Source organism: Actinoallomurus acanthiterrae, from assembly GCF_054775715.1.
This window is the reverse complement of record NZ_BAAHCO010000001.1, coordinates 8,634,003-8,652,533: the sequence shown is the minus strand read 5'-3', so window position 1 is coordinate 8,652,533 and position 18,531 is coordinate 8,634,003. Positions and strand designations below refer to the sequence as shown.

Here is an 18,531-nt window from a genome sequence, read left to right as displayed (position 1 = left end):
GGATGAGCGTGCCTCAGGGGGTGGTGGCCGCGCCCCAGGGGGTGGCCGCGCCCCAAGAGGCGACCATGCTGCCGGCCCGGCTGGCGGAGGTCCTGGACCGTCCGCCGGCCGGGTTCTCGCCCGCCGCGATCTGGTGGTGGAGCGGCGAGCCGCTCGACCGGGCGCGGCTGCGGTGGCAGCTGGAGCGGTTCGTCGCCGGCGGCGTGCGCAACCTCATCATCTTGAACCTCGCGCCGTCCGGGCCGATGTTCGGCTCCGACGCCGACGAACCGGCGTTCTTCTCCGAGCCCTGGTGGGAACTGCTCGACGGCGTCTGCGCCGACGCGAAAGAACTCGGCGCGTTCCTGTGGTTCTACGACCAGCTCGGCTTCTCCGGCGCCGACCTGCAGGCCCGCCTCGTCCAGGAGACGCCGTCGTACGCCGGGCGGTGGCTGGAGCGCCGGGACGGTGACGTCACGGTCGTCACCCGGGGCTTCGACTACCTGTCCCCGGACGCGTGCGCCACCCTCATCGACCGCGTGCACGGGGAGTTCGAGCGGCGCCTGCCACACTGGCTGGGCACGGTCCTCGTCGGCTCCTTCCAGGACGAGCTGCCCGCCCTGCCGACCTGGTCTCCGGGGTTCGCGGAGGAGTTCGAGCGGCGGCGCGGCTACGACCTGACGCCTCACCTGCGCCTGCTCTGGGCGGACGAGGAGGGCCCTCTGTCGTGGACGGAGGAGGGCGGCCCGGACGGCTCGCTGCCGTGGGCCGAGGACGGGGGCCTGGACGGCCCGCTGCCGTCGGCGGGAGAGGGGGGCCCGGACGGCTCGCGGGTCCGCCGCGACTACCACCGCACCCGCGCCGAACTGGCCGAGGAGGCGTTCTTCCGCCCGCTCGCCGCCTGGCACGACCGCCACGGCCTGCTGCACGGCTGCGACCAGCAGGACCCCGCCCGCGCCGGGCACCCGGTCGACGGCGTCCGGCTGTACGCCGACTACGCGCGCACCCACCGGTGGTTCGGCGCCCCCGGCTCGGACCACCACGGCGACGCGCGGATCCACTCTTCCCTGGCGCACCTGTACGGCCGGCCGCGCACGTGGATCGAGGCGTTCCACTCCAGCGGCTGGGGCGGCACGCTGGAGGAGACGTTCGACTGGCTGCTGCCGTGGCTGCGATCCGGCGCGACCCTCTACAACCCGCACGCGGTCTACTACACGACCAAGGGCGGCTGGTGGGAGTGGGCACCGCCGTCCACGGACTGGCGCCAGCCGTACTGGCGGCACCACGGCGTCTTCGCCGACGCCGTCACCCGGCTGTGCGCCGCACTGTCCCTGGGCCGCCACGTCTGCGACGTCGCGGTGCTGCTCCCGACCGCGACCGCCCAGGCGGGCACCCGGCTCGACGGCGTCGACGAGGACGCCGAACGCGCCCAGCGGATCTACCGTGAGCTCGTCGGCGACATGGCCTGGTTCCGTACGATCCCCGGCGTGCTCGACCGCCTGAACCTGGACGCCGACGTCATCGACGACGACTCGGTCGCGCGGGCCACGGTGACGGAAGGACGGCTACGGGTCGCCGACGAGGCGTACGCCACCGTCATCCTGCCCGGCTGCACCGTGCTGGAGGAAGCCACCGAACGGCGACTGGCGGAGTTCGCCGCGGCGGGCGGCCGAGTGATCGCCGTCGGCACCGACCCCGGCGGGCCGCCTCGTTTGCGAGCGCCGGGACCGGGGCTCGGTTCCGACTGCGACGAGCCACATCATCGACGAGCCGCCGGCGCGCCCGAACAAGAGGACGACGCGGTCCCCGATGCAGATCGGCTCGGCGGATCGTACGAGTTCGTCGGCTCGCCGAGCGAGCTGACCGGCCCGTCGCGCGTGGACCCGCCGGGACGAGGCCTCGGTGCTGTGCCCGATGCCGATCGGCTTGGCGGATCGTACGAGTTCGTCGGCTCGCCGAGCGAGCTGACCACCGCGCTGACCGGCCTGCCGCGCGTGGACGCGCCGATGCCCGCCCTCGTCCGCGAGGTGGACGGCGCGACGCTGGTGTTCCTCACGGCCGCCTTCCCGCGCGCCAGCGAGGTGTCCGTGGGCCGTCCCGACGAGCGCGGCATCGAACTGGGCTGGCTCGACGCCCTCTGCGACTTCGACCCCGGCCGGTACGCGGCCGACATGCGCGTGCGCGTCCGCGACGTCGCGGGCGGTCCGCTGCTCGTGAGCCCGTTCGGCGGCCCGCCCCGGCCGCTGCCGTACGAGCGGGACGGCGACGTCACCGAGGTCGTGGTCCCGTTCGACGACGGCCCGGCCGCCCTCCTCGTCTTCCCCGGCACTTCGGACGCCGACGGCCTTTCCGGTGGTGGGGAGCCGGCAGCCGACACTCTTCTCGGCGCGGGCACAGGCGGTTCCTCCAGGGCCGGGAAGCCGGACGCCGAATTTTCGGCCGCCGACGGACTTCCCGGGGAGGACCCGCACCGCGGCGGCTCCTCTGATGCCGGGGCTCCGGCCCCTTACGGCCCTCCAGGCGAGGATAGGCCGGGCACCGGCGCCGAGGGATCGGATACCGGCGTCGAGGGGCCAAATGCCGACAGCTCTGCCGGCTGGACGCCGGAGGGCACCTCGATCGAGCTGGGGCCGGCGTGGGAGATGGAACTCGTCCCCACGCTCGACGACACTTGGGGCGACTTCGCTCGTCCCGGCGGGTCAAGGTCGCCCGTGGAGCGGTGGGAGTTCCGGCACCGGGTCGAGACCGATGGCGACGACGGTCTGAACGGCGGCTGGGCGACACCCGGCCACGGTGACGCGGCATGGGAAGCCGCGTACGCGACGTTCGGACCGCACGTGCTCGCCACCGGACCCGCGCGCCCCGATGCGCTTCCCGGCCCCTCGCCCGAGGAGGGCGTGGACTGGAGGCCGGTGACGTACTCCTCGTCGCGGGGCATCCACAAGGACCCGATCCACCGCGAGACGCTCGGTCCCAAGGGGCACGTGCCGGAGGAGTTCATGGACCTCGGCGACGTGCCGGCGGGCCAGGCCGTGCACGTCCGTACGGAGCTGACGGTTCCGGAGACGGTCACGGTGACGCTCGCCGTCGGAGCGGCCGCCGCCAAGACCGCCTGGCTCGACGGCACGCGCGTAGCCCTGGACGACGGCGGCCACCTCGCGATGGCGCCGGTCCGGCTGGAGGCGGGCACGCACGTCCTCGACCTGCGCCTGACACCCGACGAGGACGTACGGCTGCGAGCCCACGTCGCGTTCGTCCGGGACGCGAGCCGGTATCGGCGACCCGAATGGATCGCCGCCGCAGGGCCCGCCCGGCCCGGCGCGCGTGTCGCCCTCACCACGACCGTCCACCTGGACGCCGTCCCCGAGCGGGCCGTCCTCCAGGTCGCCGCGGTCGAACCCTGCCGGGTGCTCGTCAACGGGGCAGAGGCCGGGCGGCAGGGCGGGTTCGACCCCTACGCCGAGCACGACGCCCCGCGCGTACGGCGGTACGACATCGCCGAGGCACTACGCGCCGGTGCGAACGATCTCACCCTCGAACTCACCGAGCGCGATGCCCCAGCGGCCGTCCTCGCCGACGGCGACGTCGCCGTGACGGCGGCGTCGGGCTGGCGGGCGACCAGGGACGGTGAGCCGGTTCCGGTGACCGTGCACCGTCGCCCGTACGGCGATCCGGCGGCGCTGCACCTGCGACGCCGGCCGCATCCGCTGCCCGGAGCGGCCTGGCTCGAGGACGCCCCGGCCGACGGCTGCGTCCTGCCGGTCGCGCTCGCCGTTCCGCGTGGCGGCGCCGAGCGGATCGAATGGTTCCGCTTCGGCATCCCGCCTGGCGCCACCCGCATGGACCTCCTGATTCACGGCGAGCCGCAGGTCTTCGTCGACGGCGTCGGTGTGCCCTTCGCCGGCGAAAGCCCGGCAGCGGACGGAGAGCGGCCGGCGCGGGTCTCCGTGGAGCTGTCGCCCGGGGGAGGCGTACGCGCCGGGGCGGTGCGGATCCGGACGCGGCCGGGGTACGAGGGCGGTGCGGCGTTCGCCGGGCCGATCCGGTTCGAGGTCGGCACCGGGCGGATCGAGCAGGGCGACTGGGAGACCGCCGGCCTGGCGGAGTACAGCGGGGGAGTCCGCTACCGCACGCGCGTCGACCTCACGGCGGGCGGCCGTACGGTCCTCGACCTGGGACGGGTGCGCGGGACCGCCGAGGTCTTCGCGAATGGGCGGAGCACGGGCGTACGGGTCTGCTCCCCATACCGCTTCGACCTGACCGACGCGGTACGGGAGGGCGCGAACGACCTCGAGATCCTCGTGTTCGGCACGCTGGCGCCCTATCTCGACGCGGTGAGCCCGACGCACTTCGTCTTCCCCGGTCAGCGGGCGTCGGGGCTGTTCGGCCCGGTGCGCATCCTCCGCGCCCCAGGCGGCTGAGCCCGCGTACCGCGTTCAGGGCATCGGGGCCCGATATGGCCGCGTCTGGTGCGATGAGGACCGTCCGGCGGCTTCGCCGCGGGACCCGGGGTCGGTCGCCGGACCCGGGTCAGCGGGTCAGGGCGTAGTCCGGGAGCGTCGGGGTGCTCTTGGTCAGGCGTTCGACGGCGCCGAGCGCGCGCGTCAGCGGCAGCCGGGCGAAGGTGTCGCGGAGGCACTGGCCTCCGGCGGTCTTGGGCACCATGAGACGGACGTTGGGGCCGATCTGGTGCTTCTTGTCGACCAGGGGGCGGTGGCCGTCGTGGTAGCGGGGGAAGGCGATCCGGTGATCTCCGCCGGCGGCGGCGAGTTCGCCGGCGAGCCGGTAGGCGCCGACCAGGGCCAGTTCCGCGCCCGCGCCGGAGGCCGGGGAGGCGCACCAGGCGGCGTCGCCCACCAGGGCCACCCGGCCCGCCGACCATGAGTCCATCCGTACCTGGCTCAAGGCGTCGAAGTAGAAGTCCGGATCGGTGAGAGCGGAGGCGAGCAGTTCCTTGGTCCGCCACGACGACTCGCCCGCGAACGCCTCGCCGACCAGGCGCTTGTGCTGCTCGACGTCGCGGTGGTCGTATGCCAGCGGCGCGGAGCGGAAGATGAAGTACGCCTTGGCCTGGGCGTGGTTGCCGGAGCGGTAGACGCCGGTCATCTTGCCCGGCACGGGGTTGTGCATCGTGACCCAGCGGTTCTCGCCGAGCGCCGCGTCGGCGTTGGCGAACGCGAAGTAGTGGTCGCGGTGCTGGACGAACCGTTCTTCCGGGCCGAAGGCCAGCCGGCGGACCGTGGAGTGCATGCCGTCGGCGCCGATGACCAGGTCGAAGCGGCGAGTGTCCGCGCGGTCGAAGGCGACCGTCACGCCGTCATCGTCCTGTTCGAGGTGGCGGATGGAGTCGCCGAAGACGTATTCGGCGTCGGTCCTCTCGTGCAGGAGCGCCACCAGGTCGCCGCGCATGATCTCGACGGCGCCGGGGTCCCGGGTGTCGATGCGCGCGATGGCCCGGTCGCCGGCGTCGACGAACTTCATGCCGTGAACGTCGGTGGCCGCCGCCCGTACGTCCGGCATGATCCCCATGCGTTCGACCACGTCGACGGCCTGGTCGCGTACGTCGACACCGTTGCCGCCGGCGCGCAGCCCGGGGGCGCGCTCGATCACGGTGGGCCGGAAGCCGTAGCGGGCCAGCCAGTGTGCCAGCGTCAGCCCGGCGATGCTCGCTCCGGAGATCAGGATGCGCTCGTTCACAACGGTCCCCTCGCAGTAGAGTAAGTGAAATACGCGTTCCAGTTAGATTATGTGGAAGGGGCATTCCAGATGTCAACGGATGGCGGAAGCGGGCGCAGGGCCGACGCCGTACGGAACCGGCGGCTCGCCCTGGAGGCGGCCACGGCGCTGCTGGCCGAGCCGGGTACGCGTCTCACCGTGGAGGCCATCGCCAAGAAGGCCGGTCTGGGAGCAGCGACCGTAGTGCGCGCGTTCGGAGGTAAGGACGCCCTCCTCGACGCCGCCGTGTCCGGCTTGCTCGAACCGGTGGTCCAGCGGGCCCGGGAGCTGCTGGATCAGCTCCCTCCGGAACAGGCGTTGCGCACCTTCCTCGCCGAGCTGATCGCCTTCCAGTCCGCGCACCATGCCATCAGCGACGAGCTGGACGGCCTGGACGTGCCGGCCACCGTGGCGCTGCGAGGTGAGCTGGTACGGGTCGTGGAGGAGATGGCCGACGGGGCGCGACGGGACGGCGCGATCCGCACCGACCTCGATCCGGCCCTCACCACCGTCCTGATCGGCCGGACCGCCTACGCGATCGCGCGGACCCGGCCGGCCTCCCACGAGCTCACCGACGCCTTCATCACGGTTCTCATGGACGGGCTGCGTCCGCGCCCGTCCACCCCTTAAACGCTGGCGACGCGGCAGTCGGTGTGGGACGCGGCCTCGGCGGCGGCCGTGTCCGGGTCTCCGGCGCGGATGGCGTCGAGCAGGCGCGTGTGGTCCATGTACTCACCGGGGGACAGTTCGGCCCCGAAGTGCTCGCGGAGCGAGTCCCGGATCACCTGCCCGAGGTCGGCGTACAGCTCGGACAGGACCTCGTTGTGGGAGGCGGCGACCACCGCCAGGTGGAAGGCCGCGTCCGCGTCGACGAAGACGTCCCGGTCGCCGGACGTCCAGGCCTCCTCCCGTCTCTTCAGGAGCGCGTCGAGCCGCCGTAGGTCGTCGTCCGTCCGCCGTGCGGCCGCGAGCGTCGCCGCCGCGGCCTCCAGGGCGCCCCGTACCTCGGCCACGTCATGCTGCTTGACGGCGGCGAAGCGGCGCTGCATCACCCCGGCCAGCTCGCTGGTCGCCACGACGTAGGTGCCCGAACCCTGGCGGATGTCCAGCATCCCGTTGTGCGCGAGCGCCCGTACGGCCTCGCGCACGGTGTTGCGGGCGACGCCGAGCTGCTCGACCAGCTCCGGCTCGGTCGGGATGCGCGACCCGACCGGCCAGGCGCCCGAGGTGATCTGCTGCCGCAGCCGGGCGATCACCTGGTCGGACAGAACCGCCCGGCGGGGGACTGGACCGAGATTCATCCCATCATTCTACGATTAGCGTTATGTCGAACAATGAGGCGGTTCGTCCGCACTGTGCCGAACCGCCGGCGGACCGGACCCGGCCCGTTCTCGGGAAGCGTCACCTGGCGGCGGCCGCCCTCGTCCTGGCCGCGCTCAACCTGCGTCCCGCCGTGACGAGCGTCGGCCCGGTGCTCGAAGAGGTACGCGCCGCGCTGGGGATGAGCGCCACCGTCGCCGGGCTGCTCACCTCGCTCCCGGCGCTGTGCTTCGCGCTCGTCGGGTTCGCCGCGCCCCGCCTCGCCCGCCGCTACGGGGCCGAGGGCGTCATCGCCACCGGCGCCGTCGTGATGGCGGTCGGCCTGGCCACGCGTCCCTTCGCGGCGGGGGCGTCCGTGTTCGTCGCGCTGAGCGCCGTCGCCCTCGCCGGGATCGCGCTCATCAACGTGCTGCTGCCGGTGGTCGTCAAGCAGCGGTTCCCCGACCGGGTCGGCGCGATGACCGGCCTGTACTCCATGGCCCTCAACGTCGGCGCCTCGACCGCCGCCGCGGTGACCGTTCCGCTGGCCCGGGGCTTCGGCGGTGACTGGCGCGCGGGGCTGGGAGCCTGGGCGGTCCTCGCCGTCGTGGCCGTGCCCGCCTGGTTCCTCCTCGCCCGCCGCCGTACCGCGACCGCACCGGGCGTGTCCGACCCTGCGACCCCGGCGCCGGACGTCTCCGGGCCCGGTGTCCGCATCACCCGGAACGCCACAGCCTGGGCGCTCGCGGTGTTCTTCGGTCTGCAGGCCGGCGCCGCGTACGTGATCATCGGCTGGCTGCCGCAGATGTTCCGCGACGCCGGGCTGTCGGCGGAGACCGCAGGTCTGCTGTTCGCCGTCACCTCGCTGCTCGGCGTGCCCCTGTCCTTCGCGCTGTCCGCCGTCGCGGGCCGCCTGCGGAACCAGAGCGGTCTGGCGGCCGCCCTGGCAGTGTGCGGCCTGGCCGGATACGCCGGGCTGTGGGCCGCGCCGGCCGCCGGGGCGTGGCTGTGGGCCGTGCTCCTCGGCCTCTCGAACTGCGCCTTCCCGCTGGTCCTGACGATGATCGGGATGCGCGGCCAGGACGGGGCGACGGTGACGCGGCTGTCCGCCTTCTCGCAGAGCACCGGCTACCTGCTGTCGATGCCCGTGCCGATCCTCGTCGGGTCGCTCTACCAGCACAGCGGCGGCTGGCGGGCTCCGCTGACGCTCATGGCGGTGCTCATGCTGCTGCAACTGGTGGCCGGCCTCCTCGCGGGCCGCGATCGCCGGATCGGGTAGCCCCGCTACGATCGGCGCAGGTACGAGGACCTCCGTGGGGCACGGTCGTCTCTGTTGCCGCTTTCCGGGAAAGGCGTGGGATCACGATGGCCGACGGCGCTGAGGCGCGACTGACCGAGGTCGCTCCGGGGGTTTTCGCCTGGCGGCAACCGGACGGCTCCTGGTGGATCAACAACGCCGGGGCCGTGCACGGCGCCGACGGCGTCATCCTCATAGACACCTGCGCGACCGCCGAGCGGACCCGCCGGTTCCTCGCCGCCGTCGACGCGGCGACCGGCGGCGACCCGGTGCGGATGGCGGTCAACACCCACTTCCATGGCGACCACGCGTACGGCAACGCGCTCCTTCCCGACTCCGCCGTCGTGGTCGGGCACCGGGTCACCCGCGAGCAGCTGCTGGTGGACTTCATCCTGAAGTCCACCCCGCCGATCTGGTCGCCGTCGCCCGACTGGGGCATCTCGCAGGTGCGGCCGCCGTCCGTCGTCCTGGACGACGAGCTGACACTGTTCACCGGGGAGCGGCGGATCGAGCTGCGGCATCCCGGGTACCCCGCTCACACCGGCGGCGACGTCGTCGCCTGGCTGCCGGAGGAGCAGGTGCTGTTCACCGGCGACCTGATCTTCCACGAGGTGACGCCGCTGGTGTTCATGGGCTCCGTCGAGGGGGCGCTGCGCTCGCTCGACTGGCTGGCCGGCTTCGGCGCGCGTACCGTCGTCCCCGGCCACGGCGCGCTCATCACCGGAGATCTCTCGCCGGTCCTCGCGGCGCACGAGGCGTACTACCGCTTCATCCTCGACACCGCGCGGAACGGCAGAGCGGCGGGGCTCACCCCTCTGGAGGCGGCGCGGGAGTGCGATCTCGGCCCCTTCTCCGAGTGGCCGGACCGTGAACGCGTCGTCCTCAACCTGCACCGTGCGTACGCGGACGCCGAAGGCGGCGAGCTCGACCTGCTCGCCGCCTTCACCGACGCCATCGACTACAACGGCGGCCCGTTGCGCTGCGCCGTCTGACGGCTCAACGCCGCCCGGCCAGCGAACTCCGGGAGACCGGGAAGTCGAAGTAGGTGTTCGGGAACGGCTCGGGCTTGTAGGTGAAGTGCCACCACTCCTCGGCGAGGTTGACGAAGCCGACGGCCTCCATGCTCTTCTTCAGCATGAGCCGGTTCGCGTGCTGCGCGCCCTTGATCCGCGGGTCGAGGGTGTGCGCGAGCGTGTCGAAGCAGTCGAACCCGGTGCCCATGTCGATCGAGTTGTCGGGGAACCGCTGCGCCTGCGGCGCGTAGCAGGGGACCAGGCGCTGTCCCGGCCGGTACGGCGGCGTCGGCCGGGCGGGCAGCTTCACGATGGTGAGGTCCATCGTGCTGCCCCGGCTGTGCCCGGACTTCTCGGCGATGTAGCCGTCCGCGAACAGCCGTGACTTGTCGACGCGCGGGTAGAACTCGGCCTTCATCGACGTGGCCTTCGGGTCCTTCGCCCACCGTACGAAGTGGTTCACGGCGCGCTGCGGGCGGTAGCAGTCGTACACCTTCAGCGAGTAGCCCTGGCGCAGCAGCTTCCGCTGGACCTTGTGCAGGGCCTCGGCGGCGGGCAGGGTCAGAATGCAGATCGGCTGGCGGTATCCGTCGATGCGGCTGCCCACGAAGTCGTGCACCGTGTAGTAGCGCATCTCCTGGATGATCGTCGGGTCGATGTCGCTCAGCGCGACGAACTCCTTGGGGGCCTTCGGCTCCGTACGCGCCTGCGCCGCCGGGGACGCGGCGGTGACGGCGAGGAGCGCCGCGAGCGAGACGGCGAGGCGGCGGAGTGCGGTGGCGGGTCTCTGCATTCCTCTGGCCTATCAGGTCGCCCCACTTCCGGGAAGCCCGCGTCACCCGAACCGTCCGCTGAGAGCGCGGAAGACGCCCGGCGCCGCGGCCCTGAGCCGGGACGGCAGCCGGAGCCAGCCCGGCACGTAGCTTTCCGCGCGGCCCTGCTCGATCGCGGACACGACCGCCCGTGCCACCCGCTCCGGCGGGATGGGTCGCGGCCAGCGGCGCGCGTACGGCGTCCCCCGCCGGTCGAAGAACGGCGTGTCGACGACGCCGGGCAGGACCACCGACACGCCGACGTCGCGCAGCTCATGGCGCAGGCCCTCGGCGAAGACGATCAGCCCGGCCTTGGTCGCGGAGTACACCGCCTCCTCCCGCACCCCGACCGCGCCGGCGATGGAGGCGACGAACACGACGTGGCCGGCGCCGCGCTCGACCATGCCGGGCAACAGCAGACGGGTCAGCAGGATCGGGGCGGTGAGGTTCACCGCGGCCAGCCGCTCGATGGCCGCGCCCGGCATCCGCGCGAGCGGCCCCGCCCAGCCCGCCCCGGCGTTGTTCACCAGCACGTCGACCGGCCCGGCGCGCGAGACCAGGGAGGCGGCGTCCGCGGTCAGATCGCCCACGACGGCCCGGCCCCCGGTCTCGGCGGCGACGGCGTCGAGCCGGGGCCGGTCACGCCCCGCCAGGACGAGACGCGCCCCGGCCCTCGCCATCTCCCGCGCGGTCGCCGCTCCGATGCCGGAGGACGCCCCGGTGACCAGTACCCGAGCACCGCTGATCCGCATGCCCCATGACTTCCCCGGGGCCGCCTCGGCAACCGGTGACACGCACCGCCCGCCACGGCGACCGGTGACGCGCCGCCCGGCTCGGCGATCGGTGACGTGCGGTGCCCACCTCGGCGACCGGTGACGCGCGCCGCCCGCCTCGGCAACCGGTGACGCGCCGCCCGCCTCTAACGCCCAGGCCGGAGGTCGTCGGAGCGCCCGGCCTCCAGGCGGGGCCACTGGGCGCTGGGGCGTCCGCCGGTCCGGGCGATGTTGCCGGCCTGCGGCGGCCGGCGGGCGAGTCCTCCCACGCCTCCTGCCGCCCGTACGCGGTCCTGTCCAGCAGGCCGTAGGTGACGTCCATGACCTCGACACCACGGCCGGTGGTCCAGTACGTCTCGAACACCCGGTCGCCCTGGCGCAGGTAGCACGCCAGCATGAACGGGCCGCGTCCAGCCATCAGGACGCCGATGGACTCCGCAGCGGAGTACCAGGGCACGTCCCAGCCCATGAAGTCGCGGTAGCGGACGCTCTCCTCGTACGGGCCCTGGCAGAACGTCGCGTACGTGATGTCGCGTACGTGCAGGTAGGACAGCTCGCGGACCTGGCTGTTGAAGAACGTGCAGCCCTCGCACTGCTCGGCGGCCGGGTGGCCGGTGTGCCACATCTGGTAGTAGGCGATCAGCTGCCCGCGGCCCTCGAACGTCTCCAGCAACGTCACCGGCCCGTCCGGGCCGACCAGCGTGGTGCCGGCGTCGACCTCCACCATCGGCAGCCGGCGGCGAGCGGCCGCGATCGCGTCGCCTTCGTGGGTGTGCGCCTTCTCCCGGATCCGCAGCGCGTCCAGTTCGGCCTGGTAGGCGGCCCGGTCCGCGATCTTGGGTGCCGGTGCGGTGATGTCGGTGTTCATGAGATCTCCCTTCGCCCCTGGTGGACTTTCGCCCAACCGACGAAGGGGGCCGGCCCACATCGACATCGGCCGCGGAAAAAACCTCAGAGATCTTCGAGGGGCTCTGCTCAGCGCGATGGCGCTGGTCGCGGCATGCCCGCGAGGTTTCCAGTCACGGGCAGCGGAAATCTTCCCACCAGCATCTGATGTGTCCGGTCGTGTGGTGGGGGGCCATGGATCTCCGGCAGCACGGGGTGTTGAGCGGCGTGGTGGCGGCGCTCCTTCCGGTCGTCTCGTTGGCTGCCGCGTGCGGGGAGGACCGCGGCGTGCGACTCGCGACCACCCCTCTGCCGATGCAGCCCAAGGGCCTGGCCGTCGGAGGGGACGCGCAGGCTCGGGGCACAGACGTCGCGGAGACACCCATCACCGAGCCGCAGTTACACCAGATCGCCGATGCCTGCCGCGAGGCGACCGAGCTCCCGCAGGTGGGCACCGAGAACTGCGGGAGACAGGTTCGGAGGTTGGACCTGGACCATCGGGCGCACCGACACGGGCACCGGCGGTGCGGGCGGCAGGACCTGTGCGTCAAGGTGTTCAGGACCGCCGCCGGCCCGGTGGCCGGCTACATCGAGATCATCGACACCCGGCCGCCCGGCGAGTCACTGTGCGAACCCACCAACGTGTGCCTGCGCGTCGGCGTGCCCACGCTGAAGGTGTTCAACCAGATCGTCGGACCGGCGCGGCCTACCACCTCACCCAGAGGATCCGCCGGACCAAAGGAGTCGCCGACAGCGTCACCGAGGCGGGAGACCGCACATCCAGGGCCGACGGTGACCACCCTCGTGCCCGGCCCGAGCAGGCCGGGGCCAGGTGGTCCGGGTCCAGGCGGTCCAGCGCCCGGTAATCCAGGGCCGGGTGGTCCGGGTCCAGGCGGTCCAGGGCCTGGCAATCCAGGGCCGGGTGGTCCAGGGCCTGGTAATCCGGGGCCGCCACGGTCTCCGAACTTCAATGAAGAGCCGTGAGCCGTGGCCGACGACGAGGGTGGCCGACCCGCCGGCGACTCGATGCTCGGCCCGTTGCTCGAGTTCGCATCCCGGGTACTGGCACCCGCCGGCGTTCTGACCGCCCTGCTGTACTACTTCGGGTACACGCGCATGCAGGCGCTGTACGACTACTTCGGCGTGGACCTCGGCAGTGTCGGGTTCGCGACGACGGACTACCTCGTGCGCAGCGCGGGGCCGCTGTTCGCCCCGCTGGCATCGGTGCTGGTCGCCGGGGTCGCCGTGGTCATCGCGCACCACGTGCTCGTCCTTGTGCTCGACCGCCTGAGCCCGCGGTGGCGGTGCGTCATCTGGGGTTGCCTGGCCGCTGGTGCGCTCGCCGCACTCACCATCGGTGCGATCGGCCTGGACCGTCGCGCGGCGCTCGCCGATCCGATCCTTTCACCGGTGGGTCTCGGTGCGGGCGCGCTGCTGCTCGAGTACGCCATCGAGAACGCGCTGATCTGCGGGACGGTGCCGGAAAGGCTCGCGGCGGTCCTCGCCTCGACCCGCGTCCTGCGCCGTGGCCTGCTCATCGGGGTCGCCCTGGTCGCGGCGTTCTGGGCGACGGCCAGCGTGGCGGAGCGGCAGGGCAGGACCCAGGCGCGGGCGATCGAAGTGTCGCTGGTCTTTCAGCCGAAGGCGATCGTGTACAGCCGTGAGCGCCTGCAGATCGAGGCGCCCGGTGTCCGTGTGGTGCGACTCGGCGGAGGCGCGGACTCGGCGTACGCCTACCGCTACGACGGCCTGCGCACTCTTGTGCACGCGCGGGGGCGCTGGTTCCTGCTTCCGGCCGGCTGGAGACGCGACAACGAGTCACCGGTCATCCTGCTGCCGGACTCCCGCAACGACATCAGGGTCGATCTGGCGGCGTAACCGCGCGGGCAGCGCCTCGTAGAGTCCCCGTTCCGCGCGCCGTACAGGTCCACTAGCGTCGGCGGACGTCGTGTCCGCATGTCTCGCAGAATCGGTCTGCATAAGAAAGGGCCTGCCCGCAGGATGGGCAGGAAGTCGCCGGGAAATCGGCGGTGCGACGGTGCAGGCCCGTCTCGATGGCGGCGGCCAGCTCGGCCTGACCGGTGTAGTGCGCGACCTGCGGGTTGATGCGGGTATGGGCTTCGTCGTCGGTCCAGCACGCGGGGATCAGGGCCTGCGCGACGACCTCCTCCCCGTCAGGGGCGTCGGTGCTGATGATGCTCGCCTGGGCCGCGAGCACTTCGATCCCGGTCTTACGCGGGGGGATTCCTATCGTGAGCTGGTAGTCGCGTGATTCGGTGCCCCAGACGCCGAGTGGATAGTCATGGGTGTCCCGGCCCGATGCGGCGAAGGACGCGGTGAGATCCTCGACCGCCGGTGCGACCTGTCTGAGGCTCTTCACCTGGGCGCCATCGGGCGTCTGAACTCGCAGGAACGGGTTGAGCGTGGTCTTGCCCATCCAGGACGAGACCATGTTCCGGAATTCCGTGGTCAGGTCGGTTGGGCGCATGACGATGTCGACGCTGCCGTTCAGCCTTGCGGCGATCTTGCGGAGTTCTTCCACGTGCCAGTCGGCGCCCAGCCCCCGGCAGTCACAGCTGAACTTTCCCCGGCACGCGTCCAACGCGGCATTCAGTTCCGCATCGGTTTCGGCGTCGTTGAACGAGTCGGTGAGGAGGATCGCGTGCGCGAGATCGACGTCGGCGAGGCGCTCGGCGGCTGCGGTCAGCCACCGGCCGAACGCGACTCCCGGACCTGTGCCCAGGCCGTCGACGGCCGTTTTCGCCTCGCCACGTGTCGTGCGCGAGGCGGTCGCCAGAGCCTTGTCGGGGGGATAGACCACGGTGGCCGCGCCGGTGCCGGCGATCACCGCGAAGCGTGTTCCGTCCGCGAGCATCTCGATCGCCGCGATCACTGCTCGTTTCGCCGCGGGCAGCCGGCCGGAGGGGTCGTCCATGGACGGCGCGCATCCCAGCAGGAACACGACGGCCCTGCGTTCCGGGGCGACGGCCGTCGCGCCGATGCCCACGCCGCCAGGAGTCTTGGCGGTCACGGTGATGATGGCGTTGACTTCGTCCCCGCCCCGCGGCAGGTACTCGTTGTGGAAGACCTCGACACGAAAGTCGAGGGGCTCCAGCGACACCGATCGGGACTTGAGCCCTGCCCGGTGAGCGCGGTTCCGTACGAGCGGGATCCGTCCGCCGAGGCTGGTGTTGCGTTGCTGAGGCTCGGGATAGGACTTGCTCAGACACTGGCGGCGGATCTGTTCATAGAGCGGTTGGCACTCGAGAACCGATCCGGCATCGGGGATTCCCTCACCGAGTACCGCTATCAGTTCGCCGGTGAAGGCGGTGAATTCCGCTCCCTGCGGGGCGAGCGCCGTCCTCGTCGACGCGGTCGACGTCAATACGTAGGTGCCCTCGATAAGGGCGCGATCGGCCACCTGGGCGCCGGAGACGCCCATGTCCGCGCCGATCGCGCGACCGCTGAAGCAGCAGTCGAGGATGAGTACCTTCCGAGCGGCGCGCGTACGGCGGAACGCCAGGCGTACCTGTTCGAACTCCAGCGCCGTCCACAGGTGGTCCTGGCTGGTGCCGGGCGTGGCGAGGAACAAGGCGCCATCGTGTTCGGCGCACAGCCCATGCCCGGCGTAGTACACCAGGAACAGGTCCTGCGCGGCCTGCGCCGCCGCGTCGAGCGCGCCGGCGATCACCTCCCGCCCGGCATCGAGGATGACCGCGCAGTTGTCCTCGCCCAGCCCCCACAGCTCGGGATCGGCGAGAAGCGCCCTGAGGCGATCAAGGTTGCGCGCGACCCCGGGAAGCTGCTCCAGACGCTCGTAGCCGGCGGTGCCGACCAGGACGGCACGCGAGAGCTCGGGACTCGCCGGCACGACGGGCCCGCGCCTCACTCGTTCTCGGACAACGCATCGATCACTCGCTGCCGGCTGTCGGCCGACCCGTCGGAGTCCTCGACGCGGCGGCCATCCCGTTCGAACTCGGCTTTGGGCTTGCTCGTCCGCGTGGAGCGCCAGGCGCCGTACGCGATGAGGACGTTCGCCAGGCTGACGAGATCGGTGAAGACCAGTTGAATGGCCTCGAACGCACCACCCTGGTCCTCCGGCCCCGCAGGTGCGCCGAGCAACCTCACGGTCACCTCACGCGAGACGTCCGGATCCCGCCGAAGCCACTCGCACAAAGACCGGATCGTGGCGTCGTCGTCTTCCTCCGGGAACCGGATCGCGACATCCACCGAACCCTCCTGCCACCCAAGAACGTCGACGACCGCCAGTGTCTCAGGTCTTCGATCGGTGGGGGGCTAGGTCCACCTCGGATCAGAGGGGTGACTCCAGTGTGCCGGGCCGTGCCGCGTCACTAGCTTCGCCATCATGAAGATCTCCAAGCACGCGTCCGCCGTCGTCGCCGGATCCGTACTCGTGGGTGCAGCGCTGCCCATCGCACCGGCCGCCGCATCGGTGGCTCCGCCGCCGTCTCGGCAGACGCTGGTGCGACAGGCGGGCAGAGTCGTCGCGGCCGGCGTGCCGGGCGTCAGCGTCGAGACGCGCGACGAGCGTGGCACCCGCTCCGTCGTGGCCGGTGTGGGGAATCTCCGCACCCACGAGCCGCCGCGCCCCTCCGGCCAGTTCCGTATCGGCAGCGTCACCAAGTCGTTCACGGCGACCCTGGTGCTCAGCCTCGTCGCGGATGGGCGGATCGACCTCGATGCCCCGATCGACCGCTACCTGCCGGGGCTGCTGCCGTACTCCGAGCCGATCACCGTACGTCAGTTGCTGCAGCACCGAAGCGGTCTGTTCGACTACGGGAGCGTCCTGTGGCCGGCCCCGAAGACCGTGGCCCGGTCGCGATACCGGGACTACGCGCCGGCCGATCTCGTGCGCATCGCCACGCGGAAGCCGCTGCAGTTCACCCCCGGCCGCCAGTTCCTGTATTCCAATACCGACTACGTCCTGCTCGGCATGCTCGTGGAGAAGGTCACCGGCGACAGCTACGCGAACGAGTTGTCCCGGCGCGTGCTGGACCCGGCCGGGCTGCGGCACACCTACCCCGCCGGACACGACCCGCGGCTGCGGCGGCCGTCGGCGCGCGGGTACGAGGCCGTGTATTCGCCGACCCGGTTGACGGATCTCACCACCTTCAACATGTCCGCCGCGTGGGCGAGCGGCGACATCGTGTCCACCACCCACGACCTGAACCTCTTCTACTCGGCGTTGCTCGACGGGCGATTGGTGCCGGCCGGCCTGCTGCGCCAGATGCAGCAGACCCAACCCGCCTTCCCCGGCTTCGCGTACGGGCTGGGCCTCGCGCACGCCGAGATGTGCGGCCGCCAGGTCTGGGGCCACGTCGGGGGCGTGCCCGGGTACGGCACGTACAGCTTCACCAGCCCTCAGGGCCCACGCCAGATCACGATCTCGGTCAACCGCAGCCTCACGCTGAGCAAGGCCGCCGGAGACGAGATCAACGCGCTCCTCGCCGATGAGTTCTGCGGCGACCCGGCCCAGCGGTGAGCGGGGTTCAGCCGGTCAGGGTGCCGTAGCCGTCGTTGCCGAGACCGGTCGCGGTCTGGCTGGTCCAGAGGTCTCCCTTCGCGCCCAGGGAGGTGACGTCGCCGATCACCTGGGTGTCCACCTGGTCGCGGGGGAGGGCTCCGGCCTGCGCGATGTCGTGGGCGTACGCGGAGGCGGCGCTACCCGCCGAGGAGACCAGGCCCGGGGTCAGCGAGGACCACGGGGAGCTCAGCGCGGCGCTGCCGCCGCCGAGTGCGAGGGAGGAGCCGTTCAGCGAGCCGTCGCGGTTGGAATCGAGCACGTTGCCGCTGTTGTAGGTCGACTGGTTGGAACCCATCTGGTAGTAGGCGTTGGAGGCGCTGGTGGTCCTCGGGCCGGTGATGAAGTAGTTGTCCACGACGTCGTGGGTGAACTTGCCGCTGGAGTTCCCGGCGGTGTAGCCGGCCTGGTAGTCGTAGACGACGTTGCCGATGTACTGAGTGTTGGCCTTCGCCAGCGGGTTGCGGTTGTGGGAGTTGGCGAAGATGTCGTGGTACCAGGTGAAGGGGCCGCCCTCGGTGTGCGCGCCGAACTGCTGGCCGATCGGGTCGGCGATGATGGAGTCCTGAATCGTGATGTTCGAGGCGCCGACGGCGTCGATGTCGTCCCATTTGGCGAACTCGACCGAGACGTGGTCGAAGATCATGTTGCTGCTCTGGTAGAGCGACAGGCTGGCCTTGCCGCTGGCCGGGTCGAGGGTGCCTTCGCGGAACCGGACGTTGCGGACGACGTCGTTGGAGGAGTTCGCGAACGACACCTCCCGGGCCATGAAGCCGACACCCTGGCCGGGCGCGGTCGTGCCGTCGATCGTGATGTCGCTGTTGACCGAGACGGCGGAAGACAGCTTGATGTAGCCGGCGACGTCGAACACCACGATCCGGTGGGAGGCGCTGACCGCGTCGCGGAACGAGCCGCTGCCCGAGTCGTTCAGGTTGGTCACGTGGTACGTCGTGCCGCCGGCGCCACCGGTCGCGCCGGCGCCGTAGCCCACGGCCCCCGGGAAGGCCGACGCGGAGGCGACGGTGGCCTGGGCCGTCCAGGCGGCGCAGACGAGGCCGGTGACGGCCGCGCCGAACAGGAGCGCACGGCCTCGCGGTGAGGTACGACGACGCTTGAGGACGGACATGTGACCTCCGGATGAGCGGGCTTCGTGACGGTAAATACCTGACCGCGAATGGTCAAGGTGAGAAGATGGCGATCTGTCACCGGCCACTTC

15 protein-coding genes are annotated in these 18,531 nt (G+C 71.7%); 6 read left to right on the top strand and 9 right to left on the bottom strand.

Annotated features, from left to right (window positions below):
* The first annotated feature begins 2 nt into the window (after positions 1 to 2).
* Positions 3 to 4,400, top strand: coding sequence for a hypothetical protein (locus tag ACYVF7_RS40740; RefSeq protein WP_460351331.1), 4,398 nt, complete (start codon positions 3 to 5; stop codon positions 4,398 to 4,400).
* 109 nt (positions 4,401 to 4,509) lie between these two features.
* Here the strand turns inward: ACYVF7_RS40740 and ACYVF7_RS40735 are convergent, their stop codons facing one another.
* Positions 4,510 to 5,676: an FAD-dependent monooxygenase gene (locus ACYVF7_RS40735; protein ID WP_460351329.1), complete on the bottom strand. Its 1,167-nt coding sequence runs from the start codon at positions 5,674 to 5,676 to the stop codon at positions 4,510 to 4,512.
* A 69-nt stretch (positions 5,677 to 5,745) separates the two neighbouring features.
* Between ACYVF7_RS40735 and ACYVF7_RS40730 the strand changes: the two genes are divergently transcribed.
* Positions 5,746 to 6,324 carry a TetR/AcrR family transcriptional regulator gene (locus tag ACYVF7_RS40730; protein ID WP_460351327.1) on the top strand — a complete coding sequence of 193 codons (579 nt, stop codon included), beginning with the start codon at positions 5,746 to 5,748 and terminating at the stop codon, positions 6,322 to 6,324.
* Here ACYVF7_RS40730 and ACYVF7_RS40725 read toward each other — a convergent pair.
* Positions 6,321 to 6,995 (bottom strand): FadR/GntR family transcriptional regulator, encoded by a 675-nt coding sequence (locus tag ACYVF7_RS40725; protein ID WP_460351325.1) that lies wholly within the window; start codon positions 6,993 to 6,995, stop codon positions 6,321 to 6,323. The two genes, ACYVF7_RS40730 and ACYVF7_RS40725, sit on opposite strands and share 4 nt — an antisense overlap.
* A 23-nt stretch (positions 6,996 to 7,018) precedes the next feature.
* Here ACYVF7_RS40725 and ACYVF7_RS40720 point away from each other — a divergent pair, with 23 nt between their 5' ends.
* Positions 7,019 to 8,272 carry a CynX/NimT family MFS transporter gene (locus ACYVF7_RS40720; protein WP_460351323.1) on the top strand — a complete coding sequence of 418 codons (1,254 nt, stop codon included), beginning with the start codon at positions 7,019 to 7,021 and terminating at the stop codon, positions 8,270 to 8,272.
* A gap of 86 nt (positions 8,273 to 8,358) precedes the next feature.
* The gene (locus tag ACYVF7_RS40715) at positions 8,359 to 9,282 is read left to right on the top strand and encodes an MBL fold metallo-hydrolase (RefSeq protein WP_460351321.1); all 924 of its coding nucleotides are present in this window, start codon (positions 8,359 to 8,361) and stop codon (positions 9,280 to 9,282) included.
* 4 nt (positions 9,283 to 9,286) lie between these two features.
* Here ACYVF7_RS40715 and ACYVF7_RS40710 read toward each other — a convergent pair whose 3' ends face one another.
* The 4 genes from ACYVF7_RS40710 to ACYVF7_RS40695 all read right to left on the bottom strand — a co-directional run bounded on the left by ACYVF7_RS40710 (position 9,287) and on the right by ACYVF7_RS40695 (position 12,728).
* Positions 9,287 to 10,096, bottom strand: coding sequence for a M15 family metallopeptidase (locus ACYVF7_RS40710; RefSeq protein ID WP_460351319.1), 810 nt, complete (start codon positions 10,094 to 10,096; stop codon positions 9,287 to 9,289).
* Positions 10,097 to 10,138: 42 nt separating this feature from the next.
* Positions 10,139 to 10,795: an SDR family NAD(P)-dependent oxidoreductase gene (locus ACYVF7_RS40705; RefSeq protein WP_460351317.1), complete on the bottom strand. Its 657-nt coding sequence runs from the start codon at positions 10,793 to 10,795 to the stop codon at positions 10,139 to 10,141.
* A complete protein-coding gene (locus ACYVF7_RS40700; protein WP_460351315.1) occupies positions 10,755 to 11,756 on the bottom strand; it encodes a DUF899 family protein in 1,002 nt (333 codons plus the stop codon). The genes ACYVF7_RS40705 and ACYVF7_RS40700 overlap by 41 nt, the downstream gene beginning before the upstream one ends.
* A gap of 723 nt (positions 11,757 to 12,479) precedes the next feature.
* Positions 12,480 to 12,728, bottom strand: a complete 249-nt coding sequence (locus ACYVF7_RS40695; RefSeq protein WP_460351313.1) for a hypothetical protein — start codon at positions 12,726 to 12,728, stop codon at positions 12,480 to 12,482.
* A 32-nt stretch (positions 12,729 to 12,760) separates the two neighbouring features.
* On the opposite strand from ACYVF7_RS40695, the gene ACYVF7_RS40690 reads away from it, so the two are divergent.
* Positions 12,761 to 13,651, top strand: coding sequence for a hypothetical protein (locus ACYVF7_RS40690; RefSeq protein ID WP_460351311.1), 891 nt, complete (start codon positions 12,761 to 12,763; stop codon positions 13,649 to 13,651).
* 52 nt (positions 13,652 to 13,703) lie between these two features.
* On the opposite strand, the gene ACYVF7_RS40685 is transcribed toward ACYVF7_RS40690, so the two are convergent.
* Both ACYVF7_RS40685 and ACYVF7_RS40680 read right to left on the bottom strand, forming a co-directional pair.
* On the bottom strand, positions 13,704 to 15,644 hold the full coding sequence (locus tag ACYVF7_RS40685; protein ID WP_460351309.1) for a caspase, EACC1-associated type: 1,941 nt from the start codon (positions 15,642 to 15,644) through the stop codon (positions 13,704 to 13,706).
* 14 nt (positions 15,645 to 15,658) lie between these two features.
* A complete protein-coding gene (locus tag ACYVF7_RS40680; RefSeq protein WP_460351307.1) occupies positions 15,659 to 16,003 on the bottom strand; it encodes an effector-associated constant component EACC1 in 345 nt (114 codons plus the stop codon).
* Between the two features lie 136 nt (positions 16,004 to 16,139).
* Between ACYVF7_RS40680 and ACYVF7_RS40675 the strand changes: the two genes are divergently transcribed.
* Entirely contained in the window at positions 16,140 to 17,276 is a 1,137-nt protein-coding gene (locus ACYVF7_RS40675; RefSeq protein ID WP_460351305.1) for a serine hydrolase domain-containing protein, read from the top strand.
* Positions 17,277 to 17,283: 7 nt separating this feature from the next.
* On the opposite strand, the gene ACYVF7_RS40670 is transcribed toward ACYVF7_RS40675, so the two are convergent.
* A complete protein-coding gene (locus ACYVF7_RS40670; protein ID WP_460351303.1) occupies positions 17,284 to 18,441 on the bottom strand; it encodes a hypothetical protein in 1,158 nt (385 codons plus the stop codon).
* Between the last annotated feature and the right edge of the window lie 90 nt (positions 18,442 to 18,531).